General features: G+C 71.3%; 19 protein-coding genes. 10 read left to right on the top strand and 9 right to left on the bottom strand.

From position 1 onward, the window contains the following. Positions 1 to 66 precede the first annotated feature (66 nt). On the top strand, positions 67 to 441 hold the full coding sequence (locus tag FXO23_RS04650; RefSeq protein WP_158881111.1) for a DUF4345 family protein: 375 nt from the start codon (positions 67 to 69) through the stop codon (positions 439 to 441). Here the strand turns inward: FXO23_RS04650 and FXO23_RS04645 are convergent. Continuing rightward, complete coding sequence (locus FXO23_RS04645) at positions 381 to 1,295, bottom strand: DMT family transporter (protein WP_158881605.1); 915 nt, start codon at positions 1,293 to 1,295, stop codon at positions 381 to 383. The genes FXO23_RS04650 and FXO23_RS04645 overlap by 61 nt on opposite strands. A gap of 155 nt (positions 1,296 to 1,450) precedes the next feature. Here FXO23_RS04645 and FXO23_RS04640 point away from each other — a divergent pair, with 155 nt between their 5' ends. Next, the gene (locus tag FXO23_RS04640; protein ID WP_158881109.1) at positions 1,451 to 2,368 is read left to right on the top strand and encodes a LysR family transcriptional regulator; all 918 of its coding nucleotides are present in this window, start codon (positions 1,451 to 1,453) and stop codon (positions 2,366 to 2,368) included. On the opposite strand, the gene FXO23_RS04635 is transcribed toward FXO23_RS04640, so the two are convergent. The 7 genes from FXO23_RS04635 to FXO23_RS04605 all read right to left on the bottom strand — a co-directional run bounded on the left by FXO23_RS04635 (position 2,355) and on the right by FXO23_RS04605 (position 9,021). Further along, positions 2,355 to 3,320, bottom strand: coding sequence for a serine/threonine-protein kinase (locus FXO23_RS04635; RefSeq protein ID WP_158881107.1), 966 nt, complete (start codon positions 3,318 to 3,320; stop codon positions 2,355 to 2,357). The genes FXO23_RS04640 and FXO23_RS04635 overlap by 14 nt on opposite strands. A gap of 82 nt (positions 3,321 to 3,402) precedes the next feature. Beyond that, the gene (locus FXO23_RS04630) at positions 3,403 to 4,977 is read right to left on the bottom strand and encodes a serine/threonine-protein kinase (protein ID WP_158881105.1); all 1,575 of its coding nucleotides are present in this window, start codon (positions 4,975 to 4,977) and stop codon (positions 3,403 to 3,405) included. Between the two features lie 188 nt (positions 4,978 to 5,165). Continuing rightward, on the bottom strand, positions 5,166 to 6,014 hold the full coding sequence (locus FXO23_RS04625) for a hypothetical protein (RefSeq protein WP_158881103.1): 849 nt from the start codon (positions 6,012 to 6,014) through the stop codon (positions 5,166 to 5,168). Positions 6,015 to 6,236: 222 nt separating this feature from the next. Next, positions 6,237 to 7,484 (bottom strand): hypothetical protein, encoded by a 1,248-nt coding sequence (locus tag FXO23_RS04620; protein ID WP_246256908.1) that lies wholly within the window; start codon positions 7,482 to 7,484, stop codon positions 6,237 to 6,239. A gap of 273 nt (positions 7,485 to 7,757) precedes the next feature. Further along, positions 7,758 to 8,072, bottom strand: a complete 315-nt coding sequence (locus FXO23_RS04615; protein ID WP_158881101.1) for a hypothetical protein — start codon at positions 8,070 to 8,072, stop codon at positions 7,758 to 7,760. Positions 8,073 to 8,148: 76 nt separating this feature from the next. Beyond that, a complete protein-coding gene (locus tag FXO23_RS04610; RefSeq protein WP_158881099.1) occupies positions 8,149 to 8,451 on the bottom strand; it encodes a chorismate mutase in 303 nt (100 codons plus the stop codon). A gap of 165 nt (positions 8,452 to 8,616) precedes the next feature. Continuing rightward, on the bottom strand, positions 8,617 to 9,021 hold the full coding sequence (locus FXO23_RS04605) for a DUF1707 SHOCT-like domain-containing protein (protein WP_158881097.1): 405 nt from the start codon (positions 9,019 to 9,021) through the stop codon (positions 8,617 to 8,619). Positions 9,022 to 9,130: 109 nt separating this feature from the next. Between FXO23_RS04605 and pcrA the strand changes: the two genes are divergently transcribed. Both pcrA and FXO23_RS04595 read left to right on the top strand, forming a co-directional pair. After that, the gene (pcrA, locus tag FXO23_RS04600; RefSeq protein ID WP_158881095.1) at positions 9,131 to 11,527 is read left to right on the top strand and encodes a DNA helicase PcrA; all 2,397 of its coding nucleotides are present in this window, start codon (positions 9,131 to 9,133) and stop codon (positions 11,525 to 11,527) included. Between the two features lie 85 nt (positions 11,528 to 11,612). Next, on the top strand, positions 11,613 to 11,921 hold the full coding sequence (locus FXO23_RS04595; protein WP_246256907.1) for a hypothetical protein: 309 nt from the start codon (positions 11,613 to 11,615) through the stop codon (positions 11,919 to 11,921). 43 nt (positions 11,922 to 11,964) lie between these two features. Here the strand turns inward: FXO23_RS04595 and FXO23_RS04590 are convergent, their stop codons facing one another. Next, a complete protein-coding gene (locus FXO23_RS04590) occupies positions 11,965 to 12,738 on the bottom strand; it encodes a M23 family metallopeptidase (RefSeq protein WP_158881093.1) in 774 nt (257 codons plus the stop codon). Positions 12,739 to 13,173: 435 nt separating this feature from the next. On the opposite strand from FXO23_RS04590, the gene FXO23_RS04585 reads away from it, so the two are divergent. The 6 genes from FXO23_RS04585 (at position 13,174) to FXO23_RS04560 (ending at position 20,032) form a co-directional block, all read left to right on the top strand. Then, the gene (locus FXO23_RS04585) at positions 13,174 to 14,928 is read left to right on the top strand and encodes a hypothetical protein (protein ID WP_158881091.1); all 1,755 of its coding nucleotides are present in this window, start codon (positions 13,174 to 13,176) and stop codon (positions 14,926 to 14,928) included. Continuing rightward, positions 14,925 to 15,290, top strand: coding sequence for a hypothetical protein (locus FXO23_RS04580; protein WP_158881089.1), 366 nt, complete (start codon positions 14,925 to 14,927; stop codon positions 15,288 to 15,290). Before FXO23_RS04585 ends, FXO23_RS04580 begins: the two co-directional genes overlap by 4 nt. A 120-nt stretch (positions 15,291 to 15,410) precedes the next feature. After that, the gene (gene sucC / locus FXO23_RS04575; RefSeq protein ID WP_158881087.1) at positions 15,411 to 16,580 is read left to right on the top strand and encodes an ADP-forming succinate--CoA ligase subunit beta; all 1,170 of its coding nucleotides are present in this window, start codon (positions 15,411 to 15,413) and stop codon (positions 16,578 to 16,580) included. 3 nt (positions 16,581 to 16,583) lie between these two features. Then, positions 16,584 to 17,474, top strand: a complete 891-nt coding sequence (gene sucD, locus FXO23_RS04570; protein ID WP_158881085.1) for a succinate--CoA ligase subunit alpha — start codon at positions 16,584 to 16,586, stop codon at positions 17,472 to 17,474. 209 nt (positions 17,475 to 17,683) lie between these two features. After that, positions 17,684 to 18,466, top strand: coding sequence for a DUF5336 domain-containing protein (locus FXO23_RS04565; RefSeq protein ID WP_158881083.1), 783 nt, complete (start codon positions 17,684 to 17,686; stop codon positions 18,464 to 18,466). Between the two features lie 117 nt (positions 18,467 to 18,583). Then, the gene (locus FXO23_RS04560) at positions 18,584 to 20,032 is read left to right on the top strand and encodes a cell division protein PerM (protein WP_179956681.1); all 1,449 of its coding nucleotides are present in this window, start codon (positions 18,584 to 18,586) and stop codon (positions 20,030 to 20,032) included. Positions 20,033 to 20,075: the final 43 nt, after the last annotated feature.

Genomic DNA, 20,075 nt, shown 5'->3' with positions numbered 1-20,075 from the left:
GGCTAAACGAGAACCCGTAGCAGGTTCCTGGAAGCGCGGTGGCCGGGTGGCGGGGATGCTCGGCGCATGGCTGCCGCGCTGATCGGGATCGTCGCCGTGTTCTTCCTCGGCATGGGGGTGCTCGGGCTCGCCGCGCCGGGCGCGCTCGTCCGGCCGTTCGGGATCGAGCTGACCGCCGCCGAGGCGCGCACCGAGGTGCGCGCGGTCTACGGCGGCTTCGGCGTCGCGATCGGCGCCCTGCTCGCGCTCGCCGCCGCGGACGCGGGCGGGCTGCGCACCGGGGTCGCCGTTTCGGTCGCCGTGGCGCTGGGCGGGATGGCCTTCGGCCGGCTGGTCGCCCGGTTCGCCGACCGGCCCGCCCGCTTCTACCCGGTCTGGTTCTACTTCTGGGTCGAGGTGGTCTGCGCCGGGCTGCTCGCCGCCGCCGCGAGTTCGGGCTGAGGCGCCGGGGCCCGCCGCTTCACCCGGGTCAGCGCGACCCCGGCCAGCACCACGAGCATGCCGGCGATCACCCGGAAGTTGAGCTGCTCGTTCAGGAACACCGTGCCCAGCAGGACCGAGACCACCGGCAGCAGGTAGCCGACCGCCGAGGTCGCCACCGCCCCCTCGGTCGCGAGCAGCCGGTAGTTCATGGCGAACGCGATCCCGGTGGAGAACACCCCGAGGATCACCACGGCGAGCACCGCACCCGCGTCCAGGTGCACCGGGCTCGTCCCGCCCACCGGCATCACCAGCAGCATGAACCCGCTGGCCAGGATCATCTGCGCCCCGGCCAGCGCCACCGGCGGGGTGCCCGTGTTCGACAGGTACCGGTCCTCGTAGACGAACACGAACCCGTAGCTCGCGGCCGCGGTGAGGCACGCGAGCGCGCCCCAGCTCAGCAGCCCGGACGCCTGCCACGGCGCGAAGATGAGCACGATCCCGCCCAGCCCGAGCGCGAGCCCGAGCAGCCGGGGCCCGGACAGTCGCCGGTCGACCCCGAACAGCACCGCGGCCAGCAGCGCCCAGAGCGGGGTCGTCGAGTTCAGCACCCCGGTGATCCCGGAGTCGACGGTCTGCTCGCCGATGGCGAAGAGCAGAAACGGCAGGGCGTTGTGGAACAGCGCCGCGACCAGCAGGTACCCCCAGATCCGCCGCCGCCCGGGCAGCCGGTCGCGCTGGAGGAAGCAGATCACCAGGAGCGCGGCCGCGCCGAGCACGAGCCGCCCGAGCACCAGTTGCACCGGCGAGAACGCGTTCAGGCCGAGCTTGATCCAGAAGAAGCTCGACCCCCACATCAACGCGAGCGCCGCCATCTGCAGCAGCACCTTCACCTCGGCGCGCCGCGCGCCGCCCCCAGTCTCGACCACTCGTTCCCTCCTCGATCCGAGATCAAGACTGGCTCCCACCAGGTATAAGGACAAGCGAAATTAACTGCAGGAACGCTTAAGAAGAACTGTAAGATCAAGGCATGCTCGACGTGCGGCGCCTGCAGGTGCTCCGCGCGGTGATCACCAGCGGATCGATCACCGCCGCGGCCCGCAACCTCGGCTACACCCCGTCCGCCATCAGCCAGCAACTGTCCACTTTGGAGCGTGAGGCCGGGGTCGAGCTGCTGGAACGGGTCGGCCGCGGTGTGCGGCCCACCCCGGCCGGAACCCTGCTCTCCGAGCACGCCGAGATCATGAGCGCCCAGCTGGCCCGGGCCGAGGCGGCGCTCGCCGAGCTCAAGGACGGCCGCACCGGGCGGCTGGGCATCCGCTACTTCGCCACGGCCGGGGCCCGGCTGGTGCCGCCCGCGGTCGCCGCGATCCGGCGCGAGTACCCGGGCGTCCAGCTCGACCTCAAGCTCACCGAACCCGACGACCCGCTGCCCGACGTGGAAGCCGGGCGGGCCGAGGTGGCGATCGTGGTGCTGCCCCGGCGCGAACCGGCGGGCAAGGGCGTCTCGCTGGTGCACCTGCTCGACGACCCGTACCGCGCGGTGCTGCCCAAGGGGCATCCGCTCGCCCGCAAGCGGGTGGTGCACCTCGCCGCGCTCGCCGAGGAGACCTGGGTGGGCAACGAATGGCCACCGGGGCCGTGCCGCGACATCATGCTGGACGCCTGCGCGGCCGCCGGATTCTCGCCGAACTTCGGGGTGGAATCCGAGGATTACCAGACCGCGCAAGGGTTCGTGGCCGCCGGACTCGGGGTCACCCTGGTGCCGGAACTCGGGCTGGGCACACCGCATCCCGGCGTGGTGGTCCGGAAACTGGCCCGGCCGGAGCCGTTCCGCTCCATCCACGCGGCGGTCGCCGCGCACGCCCGCGACCAGCCCGCGGTCGCCAGGTTGCTCGAGGCGATGCGGGCCAGCCTGGACGGGATCGAAACGGCTAGAGCATCATGAGGAGTTCGGTGATCCCGATGCCCACCGCGATCGCCACCAGGATCGCGGCGATGGACAGGATCCACACCCGGATGTTCGACGGCACCTTGATCGTCGCCCGGGGCGCCCGGGTCAGCTGAGCGGGCGCGGGCCGGACCGCCGAGGCGACCGGCACGGTCGGCATCGCCGGTGCGGTCGGCGGGATGAACATGGTCTGCCGCCCCTGCGTGATGGCCTGGAAGGAGACCGTGGTGTCGGCCATGGTGGGGCGGGCCATCGGATCGGCGCGCAGCAGCTTCTCCAGCGCCCCGGCCAGCGGACCGGCCTGCTCGGGCGGGCGCACCGGACCGGTGCCCTGCTCGCTGCACGGCGGTACGCCCTCGACGGCCAGGTAGAGCGTCGCGCCCAGGGAGAACGCGTCCGCCGCGGGCGTGGCGGGCTCGCCCCGGGCCAGTTCGGGCGCGGTGTACGCCGGATCCGAGCCGCCGCCGGTGATCCCGAAGTCGGTGACCTTCACGCCGCCGTCGTCGGCGAGCAGCACGTTGCCCGGATTGAGCGAGCGGTGCACGATCCCGGCGCCATGCGCCGCACTCAGCGCCGAGGCGAGCTGGATCCCGAGGAAGGCGGTCTGTTCCGGGGTCAACCGGCCGTGCTCGCCGAGGAAATCCGACATGTTCCGGGACGGGACGTACTCCATCACCAGCCACGGATCCACGCCGTCGAGGACCACGTCGTGCACGGTGATCGCGCAGTTGTGCACGACCTTGGTGGCGTCCCGGCCTTCCTGGACCGCCTGGGCCCGGGTCTGCACCGCACGTGACTGGTCCAGACCGGCGGGGACGTACATCCGCTTGGCCGCGACCGTCCGGTTCAACATCGTGTCGTGCGCCAGCCAGACGATTCCGGCGCGGCCACGGCCGATCGGCTGATCGAGCCGGTAGCGATTGGCGACGAGCGAGCCCTCAGCGATCAAATCTGCCTCTCGTCACGACGCGTTTCGGATGGTTATAAGCCACCCTAATGGGCGACCTGCCTGCTGCCCACTGAGCCCAGGATCAGTTGCTCGAAGAGGTGGGCGGTGTATCGCTCGTAGTGGTGGTCGGGTCGGGCTTGCTGGAACTCGACGTAGTCGGCTTGCTCTGCGTCGGCCTGCCGGTGTTCGGCGGCGGCTTCTCCTGCGACTGCTCCGAGGTCCGCCGCGACGACGAGTTCTTCGTGCTGGACGAAGGCGAATCGGTCGGGCTCTCCACGGTCGTCGACGGTTCCGGCGTGGTCGTCGAGGTCGTGGTCACCGGCGGCGGGGCGGGCGGTTTCTGGTCCTGGTTGGCCTCGCCGCCGTTCTTCGGGCTGAACAGCCAGATCCCCATGGCCACCATGGCGACCAGCACCAGGCCACCGATCAGCGCGGGCTTCTTCCACCGGCCCGGCCGGTCCTCCTCGTCCGGCTCCTCCGCACTCCGTTGGCGGGGCGGCGGGGGCGGCGAGTCGTAGCCGTCGTCGAAATCGTCGTAGTCGTCGCGGCCGGGGACCGGAACCGCGCGGGTCGGCGCGGGACCGCGGTCGTAATCGTCTTCGGGGTAGCCCGAGGCCGCCGCGTAGGAGCCCTCCGGCTCGTCGTCGTAGAAGCCACCGGCCGGCTGGTCGGCCAGGGTGCCGGAGTGCCCGGCCGGAACCACGTCGTCCGCGCCGAACGCGCGGGTGCCCTCCGCCGCCGCGGCGCCGAGGGCCGCGCCACCGAGCGCGCCCGCGATGGCGCCGCCCGCCGGGCTGATCCGGGTCGCGTCCTCGGACCCGCCGAGCGGGGTTTCGCCGCGGGCCACCGCGTCGAGCAGTTCCTCGGACTCCTCGGCGGTCGGCCGGTGCTGGGTCTCCGGGTGCAGCAGGACGGCCAGCACGCTGGCCAGCGGCCCGGACTGGCGCGGCGGGTTGATCTGGCCCGCGGCCACCGCGTGCAGCAGGCCGAGCGTGTTCTCGCTCAGCCCGAACGGCGGCTGGCCTTCGCAGGCCGCGTACAACGTGGAGCCCAGCGAGAACACGTCCGATTCGGGCCCCGGGTCGCCGCCGATGGCGACCTCCGGCGCGAGGTAGGCGGGCGTCCCGGCGATCATCCCGGTCTTGGTGACCGTGACGTCGTCCTTCGCCCGCGAGATGCCGAAGTCGGTGATCTTCACCAGGCCGTTGCTGGCCAGCAGGATGTTGCCCGGCTTGATGTCGCGGTGCACGATCCCGACCGCGTGCGCCTCCTTGAGCGCCGAAGCCACCTGCGCGCCGATCCGCGCGACCTCGATCGGGTCCAGCGTCCGGTGCTCCTGCAGCACCTGCGCCAGGCTCGTCGACTCGAGGTACTCCATGATCAGGCAGGGCTGCCCGTTGTCGTCGGTCACGACGTCGAACACGGTGATCGCGTTCGGGTGGTGCAGGCGGGCCGCGATCCGGCCTTCGCGCATGGTGCGCTGCCTGGCGTCCTCGGCTTCGTGCTCCTCGAGACCCGGCTGGAGCAGGAGCTGCTTGATCGCGACCGTGCGGGCCAGGACCTCGTCATGCGCCTGCCAGACGGCGCCCATCGCACCGGTACCGATCCGCTGGACGATGCGGTACCGGCCGGCGACCAGGCGACCCTCGTCGCTCACGCGACCTCCCTTGGGACTCCGTCATTCACGCAGTGGCCGCCCGCTTCACGCGCGGCACGGGTGCGAGCGTATGCACATTTCGTGGTCCACGTGCCGGCTTTCCCGAGACCGACTCGTGACAAGGCTAGGCGCTCACTCTGCGCACACACATTTGGCACGCATCGGGACCCGGGAACGTTGCCTCCGGCTCACGAGTGAGAGCAATCACCCGAAGCCGCGCAGTCGAGCCGTTCCGCGGAGAGCAGCCGGACCTCGGTGATCATTCCAGGCGCGTCCGCGGCCATGCTCAGCGACTGGGTGATCCGCAGGTGGACGCCGTCGTGCTGGACCATGGTGACCACGGCGAGCACGGAACCGTCCGGCTGCGGCCGGGCGTCGACGACCCGGATCTTGTCCATCCCCGACCAGGCCGCGACCAGGCTGTCCGCCTGGGTGCGGGTCAGGACCGGGTCGAGCAGGGACAGCGCGTCCCGCGGCCGTTCGTCGAGCACCCGGTAGAAGTTGCGCACCGCGGCGACCTTGTCGGCGGCGTCCTTGGCCTCCGGGGTCGCCGGAGCGGAGGTCGTCGGCTGCGCGGGCGCGGCCGGCCGGTTCGCCGCGGTCGTCGGGGCGGCGCCCGGGGTCTTGGTGGCCGGTGGCGCGGCGGCCGCCGCGCCGTTGCCGGGCCGCGGGGTGGCGTCGGCCGGGAGCGCGAAGGCGTCGAGCGAGGCGGCCCAGCTGGCCCGCGGCGCGGTGGTGTTCTGCTGTTTCGTCGAGGCGACCGCGATCGCGCCGGCGAGCAGCCCGGCGGACAGCACGAGACCGGCCAGCTTGGTCCACTTGGCCACCGGGTGTTCCGGTTCGCGGGCGGGCTCCGGCTTGGTCTTCGCCGGGGTCACCCGCGGCGGCGGCAGGAACTTGCGCGGGTCCCGGAAGACCTGTGCCAGGTACTCGCGGTCCACCATGGGGTCGTCGAGGAGTTCCGGTGCGAGAACGTCCTCGGCGCGCACCACCCCCGGCTTGCGCCGGGCGCGTCGCCCATCATCCACGACTGCCATCGCCTCTGTTTCGCGGTTGTCGACTCCCGGCGGCCGGGTTGGCCGCCGCCTGCTGCACTTGCGTTGTCTTGTGAACAATCCTGTGAAAGTCGGACCCCTGTTAATCAGGGAACAACCCCGAGCCGTTACCGGCCAGCCTTGATCGGTGGAGGGCATCCCCGGGACGACGAACGGCATCCGGTGTCACCCGGCCAGAGCAACGCGGCCGCCGTCCGGCGCTCGTTACTTGCTGTCGTCGGAGATCTTGGCGTCGTCGCCGAACGTCAGCGTCCGGCGCTCGGTGGTCGCGGTGCCGTCGCGGTGCACGGTCCTGACCGTGCAGACGGTGACGCCCTCGCCGTTGTACTGCTGCACGTCGACCTGCTTGACCTCGAAGTAGGCCACGTCGGCGTACCGGCGGGCCAGGCCGTCGGCGCCCTTGTCGTGCAGCGCGCCGGTGGTCATGGCGTGCGCGGCGGCCGGGTCCTCGGTGATGGTGTTGAGGAAGTCCTGCGACTGGTCGGCGAGGATCCGCGGATCGTTCGCCGGTGGCCAGGCGAAGCGCGGCGGTTCGCTCGTGTACGGCGCGCGGGTCACCGGCGGCTTCTGCGGCGGCCTCGTGGTCGGCGGCGTGGTCGGATCCGAGCTGGAGGAGCCGGACCGGCCGGGCGAGCTGGCCAGCGAACCGGTCGGCCGGGGGCTGCCCGCGCCGGTCCGGCCGCTGGAGGAGTGGCCGGGGCCGGTCATCGTGAGCGGGTCGTCGGGAGCGCCGGAGAGTTCCCCGTGGGACAGGCCGGGCTGGGACGGCGTGGAGCCCACCTGCTGCTCGCCGTCCATCGTGGGCTGCCCGCCCTTGAGCCCGGGCCAGCCGACCACGGCCTGGTTGTCGGCCGGCTTGCCGACCAGCAGGGAGCCCGCGAACAGCAGGGCGACCACCACGCCGCCGGACGAAGCGGTGGCGAACCAGGCCGCCTTGCGCCAGCTGCGCGGCGGGGTGACCGAGGCGGGCACGGTGCCGAGGTCGAACGTGCTGAGCCCGTCCCGCGGCGGCGCCACGTACACCCGGACGTCCGCTTCCTCGCGGGGCGCCAGGGGCTTGAGCGTCACCTTGGTGCGCCGGGCGACGGGTTTGGTCTCGGCGTCCTTGTCGATCGGATCCCGGTGGCGGGGCTGGCTGGGCACCGGGGGCGGGGTGATCGGGGCGCGGCGCTGGCCCACCAGGTGCTTCCGGGGCGGATAGGCCGGCCGCGGTGCCGGCAGTTCGCCGCTGGCGGCCGGGTAGCCGTCGTCGACGCCCTCGTCCATGATCCGCGAGAGCAGTGGCGCCGGAAGCGAACCGGTGGCGGGCGGGTCGAGGGGATCCTCGCCGGCCTGGTGCCGTCCGCCGGAGCGCCGCGGGGGGACCGTGGGTGTCCAGGTGCCGCCGCCCGCGTCCCGCCGGTGCCTGCCCGACCGAGATGAAGTGCCGAAGGTGTCCGCCCCGCCGTTCATGTCCAGTGGACTCCCGTCCCCGGCGCGGCTGACGGAAGGCGGAGGCCGATTAATCCGATCGGACGAGCACCTTCGCGGGAATCTGCACGCCCCGCTGCACGCGCACGGCGCTCTGCCGAGCGTGTGGTCCGGCCGTCGCCCGGCCGAGGCGCGAGGGTCCTCACCGGACATAGGGTAAGAGGCTTCGCCGACACTGGCCGCGCGGGTCCGCGATATCACTCTGACGGGCGCCGCCAATCGGGCGGCGCCACGCCGAATAATCTGGTACGGGGACTATCCGCCGCTGCGGTATTTCTGCTGCGTGGACTGGAGCGCCTTGGTGGCCACCGCGCCGCTGCCGGCCGCGACGATGATCGCCAGGATGTCCATCGGGGTACCCCCGGCGGTGAACAGCCAAGCGAGCAGCGACGCCGCGGTGGTGCCGCCGGCGACCGCCCAGCGGCCGCGGACGTACTGCGCCACCGGGGAACCCCCGGCGCGCTTGTTCGCCGCGTTGTTCAGCAGCGCGAGGTAGCCGACGTGAGCGAGGGCGGCGAGCACGCTGACGATGGCGATCACCACAGCGATCAGATTGATGATCCAGTCCATGGCGTCCAGTGTGCCCGCCCCGGGGCTTGATCGGCTCGGGGAACACCCTGAGATTCGCGGGTTTTCCCGAACCGTTCTACCGGCCCAGCCGCCCGCGGCCCAGGTTCAGCAGCGCCATGGCGAGCTGGCGGCCCTCCGGGCCGAGTTCCCGGTAGCGGGCGAGCACGTCCATCTCGCGGTTGTAGACGATCCGGGTGCCGCCGGCCGCCATCCGGGCCGCGCCGATCGTCTTGGACACCTCGACGCGGCGTTTGACCAGCCGCAGGATCTCGGCGTCGAGCCAGTCGATCTCCTTGCGGAGCTCGGCGATCTCCTCCGGCGCGGGGACCTGCGAATCCGCGTCGGCGTTCTCGGCCGCTTCGTGTGTCTGAGCGTTCATCTGGACCTCCGGTCGGCCCCGATCCCCACCTGGCCCCCGAGCCGACGAAAGCCCCGGGTCCGTGGACTCCGGGGCTTTGGGTGATTGCGGTTCAGGCACTACGCGATCACGGGAGCCGGAGTCCGGATCCCGTAGAAAAATCGGAACGCGTGGTGTCGCACGGGATCAGTATGGCACAGCCTCGCGCCGCCGCCTGCCCAGCCCGCGGATCCGGGCGTGCACGAACAGGCTCACCGCGAGCCAGAACATCGGCGCGATCGGCCAGAAGAACGGGGCGTCGGAAAGTATCCAGCGGACGACAAGGAGCACCGACAGCGCGACGACGAGCGCGGCGTGCACGCGCAGCGCGCGGTGCGGCGGGAACGGCGTGGCCCGCGCGACGGCCCGGGGCGGCAGATCGGCGGTGAGCGAGTTCAGCTCGCCCGTGTATTTCGCGGCGTACACCGCGCCGAGCCGTTCTTCGGTCTCGGCGATCGTCAGCCGCCCTTCGGCGCTCGCGTTCTGGACGATCTTCGCGACCCGTTCGCGTTCGGCGTCGGAGGCGCGGATTCCGGCAGGTGTCTCGGTCATCCTTCGATCTTCGCCGCGCTCCGGCCGCACGGCATCGGACGGCAAGCGGTAGTTCGGGGTACGTCCAGGCGCGTATCCCGTCAGACCCCCCGAGTAGCGTGGATCCCCGATGAGCACCCTCTTCGATCTCCCCGAGAACCCCACCGGCGGCCCGGCCCCGAGCCGCCATTCCGACCTGCTCGCCGACCTGAACCCGGCGCAACGCGAGGCGGTGACCCACCTCGGCGCCCCGCTGCTGGTGGTCGCCGGTGCGGGCTCCGGCAAGACCCGGGTGCTGACCAGGCGGATCGCGTACCTGCTCGCCGAACGGGACGTGCACCCCGGCCAGATCATGGCGATCACGTTCACGAACAAGGCCGCCGCGGAGATGCGGGACAGGGTGAGCGAGCTGGTCGGCCGCCGCTCGAACGCGATGTGGGTGTCGACGTTCCACTCGATGTGCGTGCGGGTGCTGCGCCGCGAGGCGAAGACGCTGGAGATGTCGTCGAGCTTCTCCATCTACGACTCCGACGACACCCGGCGCCTGATCACCCTGGTCGCCCGCGACCTCGACCTGGACCCCAAGCGCTATCCGGCGCGCACGCTGGCCGTGCACATCTCGAACCTGAAGAACGAGCTGATCGACGCCGAGACCGCCGCGTCGCGGGCGGGCAACGACCTGGAGCGCCGGGTCGCCGAGGTCTACGCCGAGTACCAGCGCCGGCTGGGCCTGGCCAACGCGATGGACTTCGACGACCTGATCATGCGCACGGTCGAACTGCTGCAGAACTTCCCGGATGTCGCCGAGTACTACCGGCGGCGCTTCCGCCACGTCATGGTCGACGAGTACCAGGACACCAACCACGCCCAGTACACCCTGGTGCGCGAGCTGGTCGGCACCGAGGTCACCGAATCCGGGGTGCGACCGGCGGAACTGTGCGTGGTCGGCGACGCGGACCAGTCGATCTACGCCTTCCGCGGCGCGACCATCCGCAACATCGAGGAGTTCGAACGGGACTTCCCGAGCGCGCGGACGATCCTGCTGGAACAGAACTACCGCTCCACGCAGACGATCCTGTCCGCGGCGAACGCGGTGATCGCGCGCAACCCGAACCGGCGCGACAAGCGGCTGTGGACCGACTCGGGCGAAGGCGAGAAGATCGTCGGCTACGTCGCCGACAATGACCACGACGAGGCCGCGTTCGTCGCCGGGGAGATCGACGCGCTGGCCGACCGGGGCGAGGCGCAGTACTCGGACGTGGCCGTCTTCTACCGCACCAACAACCAGTCCCGGGTGTTCGAGGAGATCTTCATCCGCCTCGGCCTGCCGTACCGGGTGGTCGGCGGTGTGCGCTTCTACGAACGGCGCGAGGTGCGGGACATGCTCGCCTACCTGCGCGTGCTGGCCAACCCCGAGGACACGGTCAGCCTGCGCCGGATCCTGAACGTGCCCAAGCGCGGCATCGGCGACCGCGCGGAGGCGGTCATCGCCACGCACGCGGAACGGGAGCGGATCTCGTTCTCGGCGGCGCTGCGGGACGCGGTGAAGGGGAACGTGCCGCTGCTCAACCCGCGTTCGGCCAGGGCGATCACCGGGTTCGTGGAGCTGATGGACGGCCTCGGCGAACTCGTGGAAAGCGGCGAAGAGGTGGCCGACATCCTGGAGGCCGTGCTGGAACGCACCGGCTACCGGGTCGAACTCGAGGAATCCGACGATCCGCAGGACGCCTCCCGGGTGGAGAACCTGACCGAACTGGTCACCGTGGCCCGGGAGTTCGCCGAGTTCGCCGCCGAAACGGCCGCCCCCGCCGAGGAGGACGACGCGGCCGGGGTGCCCGCCCCGGGTTCGCTGCCCGCCTTCCTCGAACGCGTTTCCCTGGTCGCCGACGCCGATTCCATCCCGACCCCGGACGGCGAGGACGAGGAGTCCGACGCCGGGGTGGTCACCCTGATGACCGTGCACACCGCGAAGGGCCTGGAGTACCCGGTGGTGTTCTGCACCGGGTGGGAGGACGGGATCTTCCCGCATATGCGCGCGCTCGGGGAGCCCGCCGAACTCGCCGAGGAACGCCGGCTGGCATACGTGGCGATCACCCGGGCCCGCAAGCGCCTCTACCTCTCCCGGGCGCTGGTGCGTTCGGCCTGGGGGCAGCCGATGAACAACCCGGCTTCCCGGTTCCTGGACGAGATTCCCGCCGATCTGCTCGACTGGCGCCGCCTGGAACCGTCCGGCGGCGGGCTCGGCGGATCGGGCTCACCCCGGGCCGCGACGACCTGGGGCCGGCGGTCCTTCGGCGACTCCGCGTCCGGTGGCTCCCGGACCTCGACCTCGCCGATGAAGGGCTGGAAGGACACCGTGGCGTTGAAACTGGACGTCGGCGACCGCGTCAGCCACGACAAGTACGGCCTGGGCACCGTGGTGGCCGCCGAGGGCAGCGGCCCGCGGGCCACCGCGACCATCGACTTCGGCGCCTCCGGGACGGTCCGGTTGATGCTGATCGGCAGCGTGCCGATGGTGAAGCTCTAGGCGGGACCCCGCCACCCCCGAAACTGTCAGACCCCTCCACTAGAAAGAACATCGAACAAACGTTCGATCTATGGGGTAAGCTGGCGTGACCGGCGCCCCGGGGAGGGGGCGCGGTGTGGAGGAGTGGTGGTTTCGGTTCGTCGGCAGCGGGGTACTGCGGCGGCTGGAGGACATCGCGGGGAAAGCCGCGGGGGAACGGGGTCCCCTGGCGGAAGAGGCGGCCTTGCTGGTGGCCGCCTGGCGGGCGCTGTTGCGTATGCACGAACAGGCGCCCGGCGGCCGGTGCGCGCTGTGTCGACGCGCGCGGTCGCCGGGAGCCGTGTGCAGCGTATGGCAGGTCGCCATCGCGTACTTCGTGCGCCGGTTGCCCGGCGAGGAAGGAGGTAGCGGCTAGCTCGTCGCGGATGCGGGGCGGGTCTGCGGTCTCGGTGACTGTCTCAGAGGTCCACGCCGCGCGCGGCCAGCCACGGACGCGGGTCGATCTTCTTCCCGGCCGGGGTCCAGACCTCGAAGTGCACGTGCGGGCCGGTGGACTGGCCGCGGTTGCCGACCTCGGCGATCTGCTCGCCCGCCTTGACCTTCTGGCCGGCGCGCACGGAGAAGCTGTTCATGTGCCCGTAGACGTGAATGGTCCCGTCCGGCAGCTGGATGCGCACCCACAGGCCGAAGCCGCTCGCCGGGCCGGCCTCGATCACCGTGCCGTCGGAGACGGCGTGGATCGGGGTGCCGATCGGGGCGGCGACGTCGATGCCCAGGTGGCTCGTGCCCCACCGGGCACCGAAGCCGGAGGTGAACCTGCCCTCGGCGGGGGCGAAGGTCTTGGGGCGGGAAGCCTCTTCGGCGGCCTTGCGGGCCTCGGCGGCCTCGCGTTCCTGCCGAGCCTGGGTGATCTGCTCGCTGTCGTTGAGCTTCTGGACTTCGGCCGAAGCGTCGCTGTTCAGTGCGACGGGCAGCATCTCGGGGGCGCCCGCGGGAGCGTCGCCGCCAACTCCGAGGGCGGCACTCGCGTCACGCGCGCTCGCCAGCGGCGTCACACCGGTGTTGGAATCACTCGAACCGACAGCTTGGAGGGTCTGACCAGCAGCGGCAGCGGCAAAGGCGCCGGCAGCGACCGCGGCGACCACCACGCGGCCACGCAGCGCGGATGGCGGTGCGGGGAGCCGGTGGGAGCCCCGGACGCGGACGACCGCACCGTCCAGTGCGTCATCCATTTCCGGGGAAGGAGCTTGGCCGCCGGGGGAGCGGTGTCGAGCCAAGACAGGGCCTTCCGTACTCGGGGAGCCAGATCGAGGACACCGGACGGGGGATTCCGGTGAGCAACCTCGGGGGTGGTTGCTCGCTGTCCTGTTCGTGACCTGACTGTAATGGGGACCGGGGGACAGTAACGAAGGGGCACCGCTGTCGGCAAGATGCAGGCCGCGTGTCGGCCGAACGAGGTCGGCGCATCTGTCCGCTATCTGTGGGTATGACCCAAAGTAGAGGGGCAATTACTCCGTTTGGTGTGAGGTGCATAACAGTCTTGCGTGGTGGTCGGCGTGTCTGCTGATGGCGTGCGGGCGCGGAAATCTGGCGGCTTTCGTTTTCCGTGCCCGCTCGCGCGCGGGCACGGAAGGCGGCCACCGGTCGCTTGCTAGCGTTCGTGGTCAATGACTGCGCGCACCTGGCTCTTTCGCGGGGAGACCTCCCGGTCCGATTCACGGTCGCCGGATGTCGCGGACGAAGCGTCGGCGAAACTGCTGGCCGCCGCCTTCGCCGCCGGTGGCCTCGCGGCGGTGTTGCTGACGCTCGGGGCATTGCTCCCGGTGGTGCACGGCGGATCCCGCGGTTATGCCAGCGGACCCCTGCTGGTGGCGCTCGCCCTGCTGCCGATGGTGCTGGCCGCCGCCTTCGTCCTGACCCGGCGCCCGCTCGTCGCGGCCGGGGTGCTCGCGGGGTTCGGCGCGCTCGCCCCCGGCCGGATCGTGCTCGATCTGCAGTTCCTGGTCGACCCGTCGCTGACCGCGCACCCCGAGCTGTACCGGCCGGTCAGCCTGGCCTGGCCGGGCCCGGGGCCCGGGCTCTGGCTCGCGCTCGCCGGGCAGGCCGCGCTCGGGGTCGCCGGGCTGCTCGCCGCACGGTTGCTCGCCCGGCAGGTCGACCTGCGGGGCTCCGCGGCGCCGTCCGGAGTGGGTGGCCGTCGCTGGCTGGCGGGAACCGTTCTGGCCGGGCTGGTCGCCGGGGTCGGGCTGGTGATGGCGCCGTACCGGTCCGGCGATGCGTTCCTGCCCGCGTGGAACGCGTTCGAGGGACCGTTGCTGGTCCTGGGCGGCTGCCTGCTGCTGGCCTGCGCGCTGCCACTGGCCGGAGCGTTCGCGATGGGGTCCGGCGCGGGCGAAGTCGCCGGGGGTTGCCTCTTCGGGCTGGCCGGTGGCGTGGCCGCGGTGGCCGTGCCGAACCTGGTCTCCGGATTGGCCGTGCAGTCGGCGCGCCCCAGCGCCGGGCCGATCGTGGCGCTGCTCGGCGCGGCCATCCTGGTCGTGCTCGCCTTCGCCCCGGCCGGACCGCGGACGGTGGACGAATCCGGCGAGGCGAACCTGCCGGGCAAACGGGGACTCCGGGTGGCGACCGGGCTGTTCGGGATGTTCACCGCGTTCCTGGCCGTGTCCGGCGCGCTGGTCCCGCAGATCGTGAAGCCCGACGGCACCACCGGTGGCGCGGAAAGCCCCGCACGGTTCCTCCTGCTCACCGCCGGTCTGCTGGTCGGCGTGCTCGGGCTGGCGATGCTCGTGCCGTCGCTGGCGGCCCGGATCCGTCCGGTGCTCTCGGTTTGTTGGATCGGAGTTCCGCTGGCCGGTACCGCGGTGGTGGACACCGCGCTCGCGAGCACCGAAGTGTTCGGAACCTATTCCGTGGGCTCCGGGATGGTGTGGACCTCCCTGGCGATGTTCGCCGCGGCCACCACGGCGTGCTGTTCGGTGATCGCCGGGATGGTCGAACGCGATGAATCCGAGGACGCGGACGCCGACGGCCCGCGACCGGGCCCCGGCCTGCTCGTGCCGCTGGTGCTCGGCGGGCTCCTGGCGGTCGGCGCGTTCGGGCTGCCCGCGACCGGCGCGCCCGCGTACACCGGCGCCAGCCTCTTCGGCCGGTTCGACACCCCGTCCTGGGGGTTGCTGGCCGGGTTGCTCGTCGTGCTCGGCGCCGCCTTCCTCGCGCCGCGCTCGCGCCCGCCCCGCGCCGCGGCCCTGCTGTTCGGCGCGGCCTGCGTCGCCGGGCTGCGCATCGCGGAGCCGTGGCTCCTCGGGTCCCCGCTCGTGGGGGCGCACGTGGCGCTCGGCTGGTGGTTCGCGCTCGGCAGCGCGGCCGCGCTGGTGGTCGCCGCCGTGCTCGCGGTGAGCCGGCCGGTGCGGCGCGCGGTATGAACCGCGCGTTGATCCGGGTGGTCGTCGTCGAACTGGCCGACGCCGAGGACGCCGCGACCGCACTCGCCCGCACCTTGCGCGACGAGGGCGTCGAAGTGATCTACGCGGGGCGGTTGCACACGGCGGAGCAGATCGTGCGCACGGTCGAACAGGAGGATCCGGACGTGCTGGGCGTCGTCGGCGACGATCCCGCGCTCACCGCGGCGGCAGCCGCGGAGCTGTCCGGAATGCCGGTGTTCGCGCTCGGCCCGGCGCGCCCGGACGTCGCGATCCCGGTGGTGGAAACCACTTCCGAGGCTACCGACTGGGTCGCCCGTGTGGCGTCTCACATCACGGAATCACCGTCCGACCGCGCACGGTGACGGACTTCACCGGGTGCGGAGGCCCCGACCTCTCCGCAGGTCGCTAGGGTCATTCGCGTCCGACAGCAGCAGCACCGCTATGCGTTCAACACAGTGGCGTGTCGTCAGGAGACTGGAGTAGTGGACCTCTACGAGTATCAGGCGAGGGATCTCTTCGCCTCCCACGGAGTGCCGGTTCTTCCCGGTTCTGTGGCGAGTGATCCGGAAGAAGCGAAGGCCGCGGCCGCCGCTATTGGTGGTCAGGTTGTGGTGAAGGCCCAGGTGAAGACCGGGGGCCGGGGTAAGGCCGGTGGTGTGAAGCTGGCGCAGGGTCCGGAGGAGGCTCGGGAGAAGGCCGAGGCGATTCTGGGGCTGGATATCAAGGGCCATGTCGTGCATCGGGTGTTGGTGGCGGAGGCCTCGGATATCGCGCAGGAGTATTACTTCTCGTTCCTGCTGGATCGGGCGAACCGCACCTTCTTGGCGATGGCCTCGGCCGAGGGTGGGGTGGAGATCGAGCAGCTCGCGGTGGAGCGCCCCGAAGCCCTGGCGAAGATCCCGGTGGACGCGATCGCGGGGGTGGACAAGGCCAAGGCGGTGGAGATCCTGACCGCGGGCAAGTTCCCCGCCGAGGTGGTGGACGAGGCCGCGGATGTGGTGGTGAAGCTGTGGGAGACCTTCGTGGCCGAGGACGCCACGCTGGTCGAGGTGAACCCGCTGGTGCGCGATCCCCAGGACAAGATCATCGCCCTGGACGGCAAGGTCACCCTGGACGAGAACGCCGCGTTCCGCCAGCCCGGGCATGCGGAGTTGGTGGACAAGCAGGCCGAGGACCCGCTGGAGGCGAAGGCGAAGGCGAAGGACCTCAACTACGTCAAGCTGGATGGTGAGGTCGGCATCATCGGCAATGGTGCGGGTCTGGTGATGTCCACCCTCGACGTCGTCGCCTACGCCGGGGAGAAGCACGGCGGGGTGAAACCGGCGAACTTCCTCGACATCGGCGGTGGCGCGTCGGCGGAGGTGATGGCCGCGGGGTTGGATGTCATCCTCGGCGACCCGGCGGTGAAGAGTGTGTTTGTGAATGTGTTCGGTGGGATCACCGCGTGTGACGCGGTCGCGAACGGCATTGTCGAGGCGTTGAAGATTCTGGGTGACGAAGCCAGTAAGCCGTTGGTGGTGCGGTTGGATGGCAACAATGTGGAGGAGGGTCGCCGGATTTTGGATGAGGCGAACCATCCGCTGGTGACGCAGGTGGACACGATGGACAGTGCGGCGGACAAGGCCGCCGAGCTGGCGGCGGCAGGTGCGTGAACCATGGCTATCTTTCTGAATCAGGACTCGAAGGTCATTGTTCAGGGCATCACCGGGTCGGAGGGCACCAAGCACGCGACCAAGATGCTCAAGTCCGGCACGAACATCGTGGGCGGGGTCAACGCCCGCAAGGCCGGGCAGACCGTCACGATCGAGGGCCGCGAGTTGACGGTGTTCGGCACGGTCGAGGAGGCCATCAAGGAAACCGGCGCCAACGTCAGCGTGATCTTCGTGCCGCCGAAGTTCGCCAAGGACGCGGTGATCGAGGCGATTGACGCGGAGATCGAGCTGGCGGTGGTGATCACCGAGGGCATCCCGGTGCACGACTCGGCCTACTTCTGGGCCCACGCGGTGGCCAAAGGCAACAAGACGCGGATTATCGGGCCGAACTGCCCGGGTGTGATCTCCCCGGGCCAGTCGAACGCGGGCATCATCCCGGCCAACATCACCGGCCCCGGCAAGATCGGCCTCGTCAGCAAGTCGGGGACCTTGACGTATCAGATGATGTACGAGTTGCGGGACATCGGGTTTTCGACCGCGGTCGGGATCGGGGGTGACCCGGTCATCGGCACCACCCACATCGACGCGCTGGAGGCGTTCCAGGCGGATCCGGAGACCGAGGTCATCGTGATGATCGGCGAGATCGGCGGGGACGCCGAGGAACGCGCCGCCGACTACATCAAGGCCAACGTCACCAAACCCGTGGTCGGCTACGTCGCCGGGTTCACCGCCCCCGAAGGCAAAACCATGGGCCACGCCGGAGCCATCGTCTCCGGCTCCAGCGGCACCGCCGCCGCCAAGAAAGAAGCCCTCGAAGCCGCGGGCGTCAAAGTCGGCAAAACCCCGACCGAGACGGCCGAACTGGCGCGGGAGCTGTACAAGAACCTGCACTGAAGCCGAGTTCGCCGGGAGGGCCGGGCACCGCACGCGGTGCCCGGCCCTCCCGCTTTTCCGGGCCGGAAACGAAACCATCCGGGTGGGTCAGGCGTCCATATCCCGGGGCGGTCCGGAGGCTTCGGTGCGCTAGCGTTTTCCGCGATGAAGCCGCCATCGGAGTCCCGGGTGACGCCCGCGAGACCGGTCGAACGACAGGAGAGCACGGAATGACCTTCCCCAGCGGTGGGCCTGGCTACCCCCAGCAGGGTGGCGGCGCACAACCCAATCCGCAGGCGCCGAACACCGGTGGGTTTCCCCAGCAGCAGCCCCCGCAACAGCAGCAGTCCGCTCCGGTCACCGGGGTCGGCACGCTGAGCATCGCGACCCTGCTGGCCCTCGCGGTCACCGTGCTCGGCCTGGTGAACTACTTCATCGGCTACTCCGATGAGGCCGCACCCGCCGACGACGTCCTGCGGTTCCTGCTGATCGGTGGCCTGCTCTCCGCGCTGCACGTGCTGCCCAAGGGCCCCAGGGTGCTGCCGTTCGCCGCGCTGATCAACGTGCTCGCCGCGCTCACCGCGATCCTGGTGGTCGTCCGGGTGCCGAAGGAAGGCGAAGTCCCCGGGATCGTCACCGTGATCCTGATCCTCGGCATCCTGCAGATGCTGGTCTCGGTCGCCGCGCTGCTCTTCGAGTACGGCGTGCTCACGCTCCCGGCCGCGAAGCCGCAGCCCGCCTACGGCGGTGGCCAGTACGGCCAGCAGCAGGCACCGTTCGGCCAGCAGCCGCAGCAGCCGAGCCAGTTCGGGCAGCCGCAGCAGGGGCCGAACGAGCAGTCCACCCCGTTCTCCCAGCCCACCAAGTACGGCCCGCCGGTGTCGTCGCCGGGCTCGCAGTCCACCACCTACGCCCCCCAGCAGGGCCAGTTCTACCAGCAGCCGTCGACCGAATCCGGTCAGCAGCAGCAACAGCCGGGCACCCCGCCCGGAGGGTTCGGCCAGCAAAGCTGACCCCCACCTCGGCGACACACGTTAGGGCTAACCCCCTCGGGTGGATGTCGAGGTGGGCATGATCATCCGGCGGCGTGCCTCACCCGGATGGCCCAACTCGGATGCGAGGGTCGGGCCATGCAGCTGCTCACCAGGCATGCTCAGCCCGGCGGGGAGCGGCTGGACGAGGAATTCGAGCCGCCCCCGGGGTTGACCGGGATCGCCCGGGTGCGGGTGTTGATCTCGGCGGCGGTGGGGCCGCTGGTCACCGGGTACGCGGTCGTCGCCGCACTGCTGGCCCTGGTCACCGCCGCCGCTTCGGAAGCACATTTCTCCACGTCCGGCGTGCTCCTGGCCGCCGGTCCGGGCTGGCTCGCCGCCTACCAGGTGCCGATCGAGATCACCGGCCGGCCGCTCGGCATGCTGCCCCTGCTCGCCACGGTCGGCGCCGTTCTCCTGGTCGCCCGGACGGCCTCCGGCGCGGCGCACCGACTCGGCTGCCGCGAACCGGCGGGGGTGATCCCCGTGATCGGCACGATCGCCCTCGCCCACGCCGCGCTCGGCGTGACGATCGCTCTGCTGCTCGCCGGCCGCCCGCTCAGCGTCGACCCGCTCGCCGCGTTCCTGGTGCCCGGCCTCCTCGCCGCGCTCGCGGCCACGGCCGGGGTGGCCGGGCGCTGTGGCCTGGCGTCGATGCTGGCCGACCGGCTCGATCCGATCGCGGTGCACGGGCTGCGCGCCGGGGCGCTCGGCATGGCCGCCCTGCTCGTGTGCGGGGCGATCGTCTCCGCGTTCGCGACGGCGTGGTCCGCGCCCACCGCGCACGGGCTCTTCACGAGGAACGCCCCGGGCCTCGGCAGTGGGCTCGGCATGTTCCTGCTCTCCCTCGGGTACCTGCCGAACGCGATCGTCTTCGGCCTGGGGTTCGCCGCGGGCCCGGGATTCTCGATCGGTTCGGTGTCGGTCGGGCCGTTCGGTTTCACCGGCGGGCCGGTGCCCGGTCTGCCGGTGCTCGCCGGGATCCCCGAGCAGTACGCGGCCTGGTGGCCGGCGTTGCTGGCGCTGCCCGCGGTGGCCGGTGCGCTGGTCGGCTGGTCGCTGCGCCGCGCCGGTTCCGACCGGCTCGCCCGGTTGCGCACGGTCGGCGTGGCCGGTGCGCTGGTCGGATTCGGCTGCGTCGTACTCGGCACGCTCGCCGGGGGCCGGCTGGGCAACGGCCCCTTCGATCCGGTCGGCATCCCGGTCGGGCTGGTCTCGGTGGCCGCGTTCTGCTGGATCGCGTTCCCCGGTGGCCTGGTCGCGTGGTTCGCGGGTCCGAACGGCCCGGCCGAAGAACCGCCCGCCGAAGCCGAGCCGCTCGAACCCCTTCCCGAGGCGGAAACCGAGCCGCCGGAAGACGTCGACGAGGAACCCGAAGCCGAAGACACCGACGCCGCTGCCGAGGAACCCGCCGAGGCAGAATCGGACACCGAGGACACCGTCGAGCCCGAGGCGGAAACCGGGGTACCGGCCGACGTTCCGGTGGAGGAAGCCGAGGCGAGCGAGCCCCCCGAGGCCGCCTCGGAGGACGCGAACCCCCGCGACTAGGCTGTAATCGCTGTAATCCCAGGTGAAGGCCGCGTTGGCGCTG

The organism is Amycolatopsis anabasis, assembly GCF_009765355.1.
Taxonomy (GTDB): domain Bacteria; phylum Actinomycetota; class Actinomycetes; order Mycobacteriales; family Pseudonocardiaceae; genus Amycolatopsis; species Amycolatopsis anabasis.
The sequence above is the reverse complement of the archived record's forward strand: the minus strand, read 5'-3'. Positions and strand labels throughout refer to the sequence as shown.

Bases quoted from the DNA above. Each gene is read 5' to 3' on its own strand.
- FXO23_RS04650 (WP_158881111.1), top strand. From the start codon at position 67: ATGGCTGCCGCGCTGATCGGGATCGTCGCCGTGTTCTTCCTCGGCATG.
- FXO23_RS04645 (WP_158881605.1), bottom strand. From the start codon at position 1,295: ATGGCGGCGCTCGCGTTGATGTGGGGGTCGAGCTTCTTCTGGATCAAG.
- FXO23_RS04640 (WP_158881109.1), top strand. From the start codon at position 1,451: ATGCTCGACGTGCGGCGCCTGCAGGTGCTCCGCGCGGTGATCACCAGC.
- FXO23_RS04625 (WP_158881103.1), bottom strand. From the start codon at position 6,014: ATGGCAGTCGTGGATGATGGGCGACGCGCCCGGCGCAAGCCGGGGGTG.
- FXO23_RS04620 (WP_246256908.1), bottom strand. From the start codon at position 7,484: ATGAACGGCGGGGCGGACACCTTCGGCACTTCATCTCGGTCGGGCAGG.
- FXO23_RS04615 (WP_158881101.1), bottom strand. From the start codon at position 8,072: ATGGACTGGATCATCAATCTGATCGCTGTGGTGATCGCCATCGTCAGC.
- FXO23_RS04610 (WP_158881099.1), bottom strand. From the start codon at position 8,451: ATGAACGCTCAGACACACGAAGCGGCCGAGAACGCCGACGCGGATTCG.
- FXO23_RS04605 (WP_158881097.1), bottom strand. From the start codon at position 9,021: ATGACCGAGACACCTGCCGGAATCCGCGCCTCCGACGCCGAACGCGAA.
- pcrA (WP_158881095.1), top strand. From the start codon at position 9,131: ATGAGCACCCTCTTCGATCTCCCCGAGAACCCCACCGGCGGCCCGGCC.
- FXO23_RS04590 (WP_158881093.1), bottom strand. From the start codon at position 12,738: ATGGATGACGCACTGGACGGTGCGGTCGTCCGCGTCCGGGGCTCCCAC.
- FXO23_RS04585 (WP_158881091.1), top strand. From the start codon at position 13,174: ATGACTGCGCGCACCTGGCTCTTTCGCGGGGAGACCTCCCGGTCCGAT.
- FXO23_RS04580 (WP_158881089.1), top strand. From the start codon at position 14,925: ATGAACCGCGCGTTGATCCGGGTGGTCGTCGTCGAACTGGCCGACGCC.
- sucD (WP_158881085.1), top strand. From the start codon at position 16,584: ATGGCTATCTTTCTGAATCAGGACTCGAAGGTCATTGTTCAGGGCATC.
- FXO23_RS04565 (WP_158881083.1), top strand. From the start codon at position 17,684: ATGACCTTCCCCAGCGGTGGGCCTGGCTACCCCCAGCAGGGTGGCGGC.
- FXO23_RS04560 (WP_179956681.1), top strand. From the start codon at position 18,584: ATGCAGCTGCTCACCAGGCATGCTCAGCCCGGCGGGGAGCGGCTGGAC.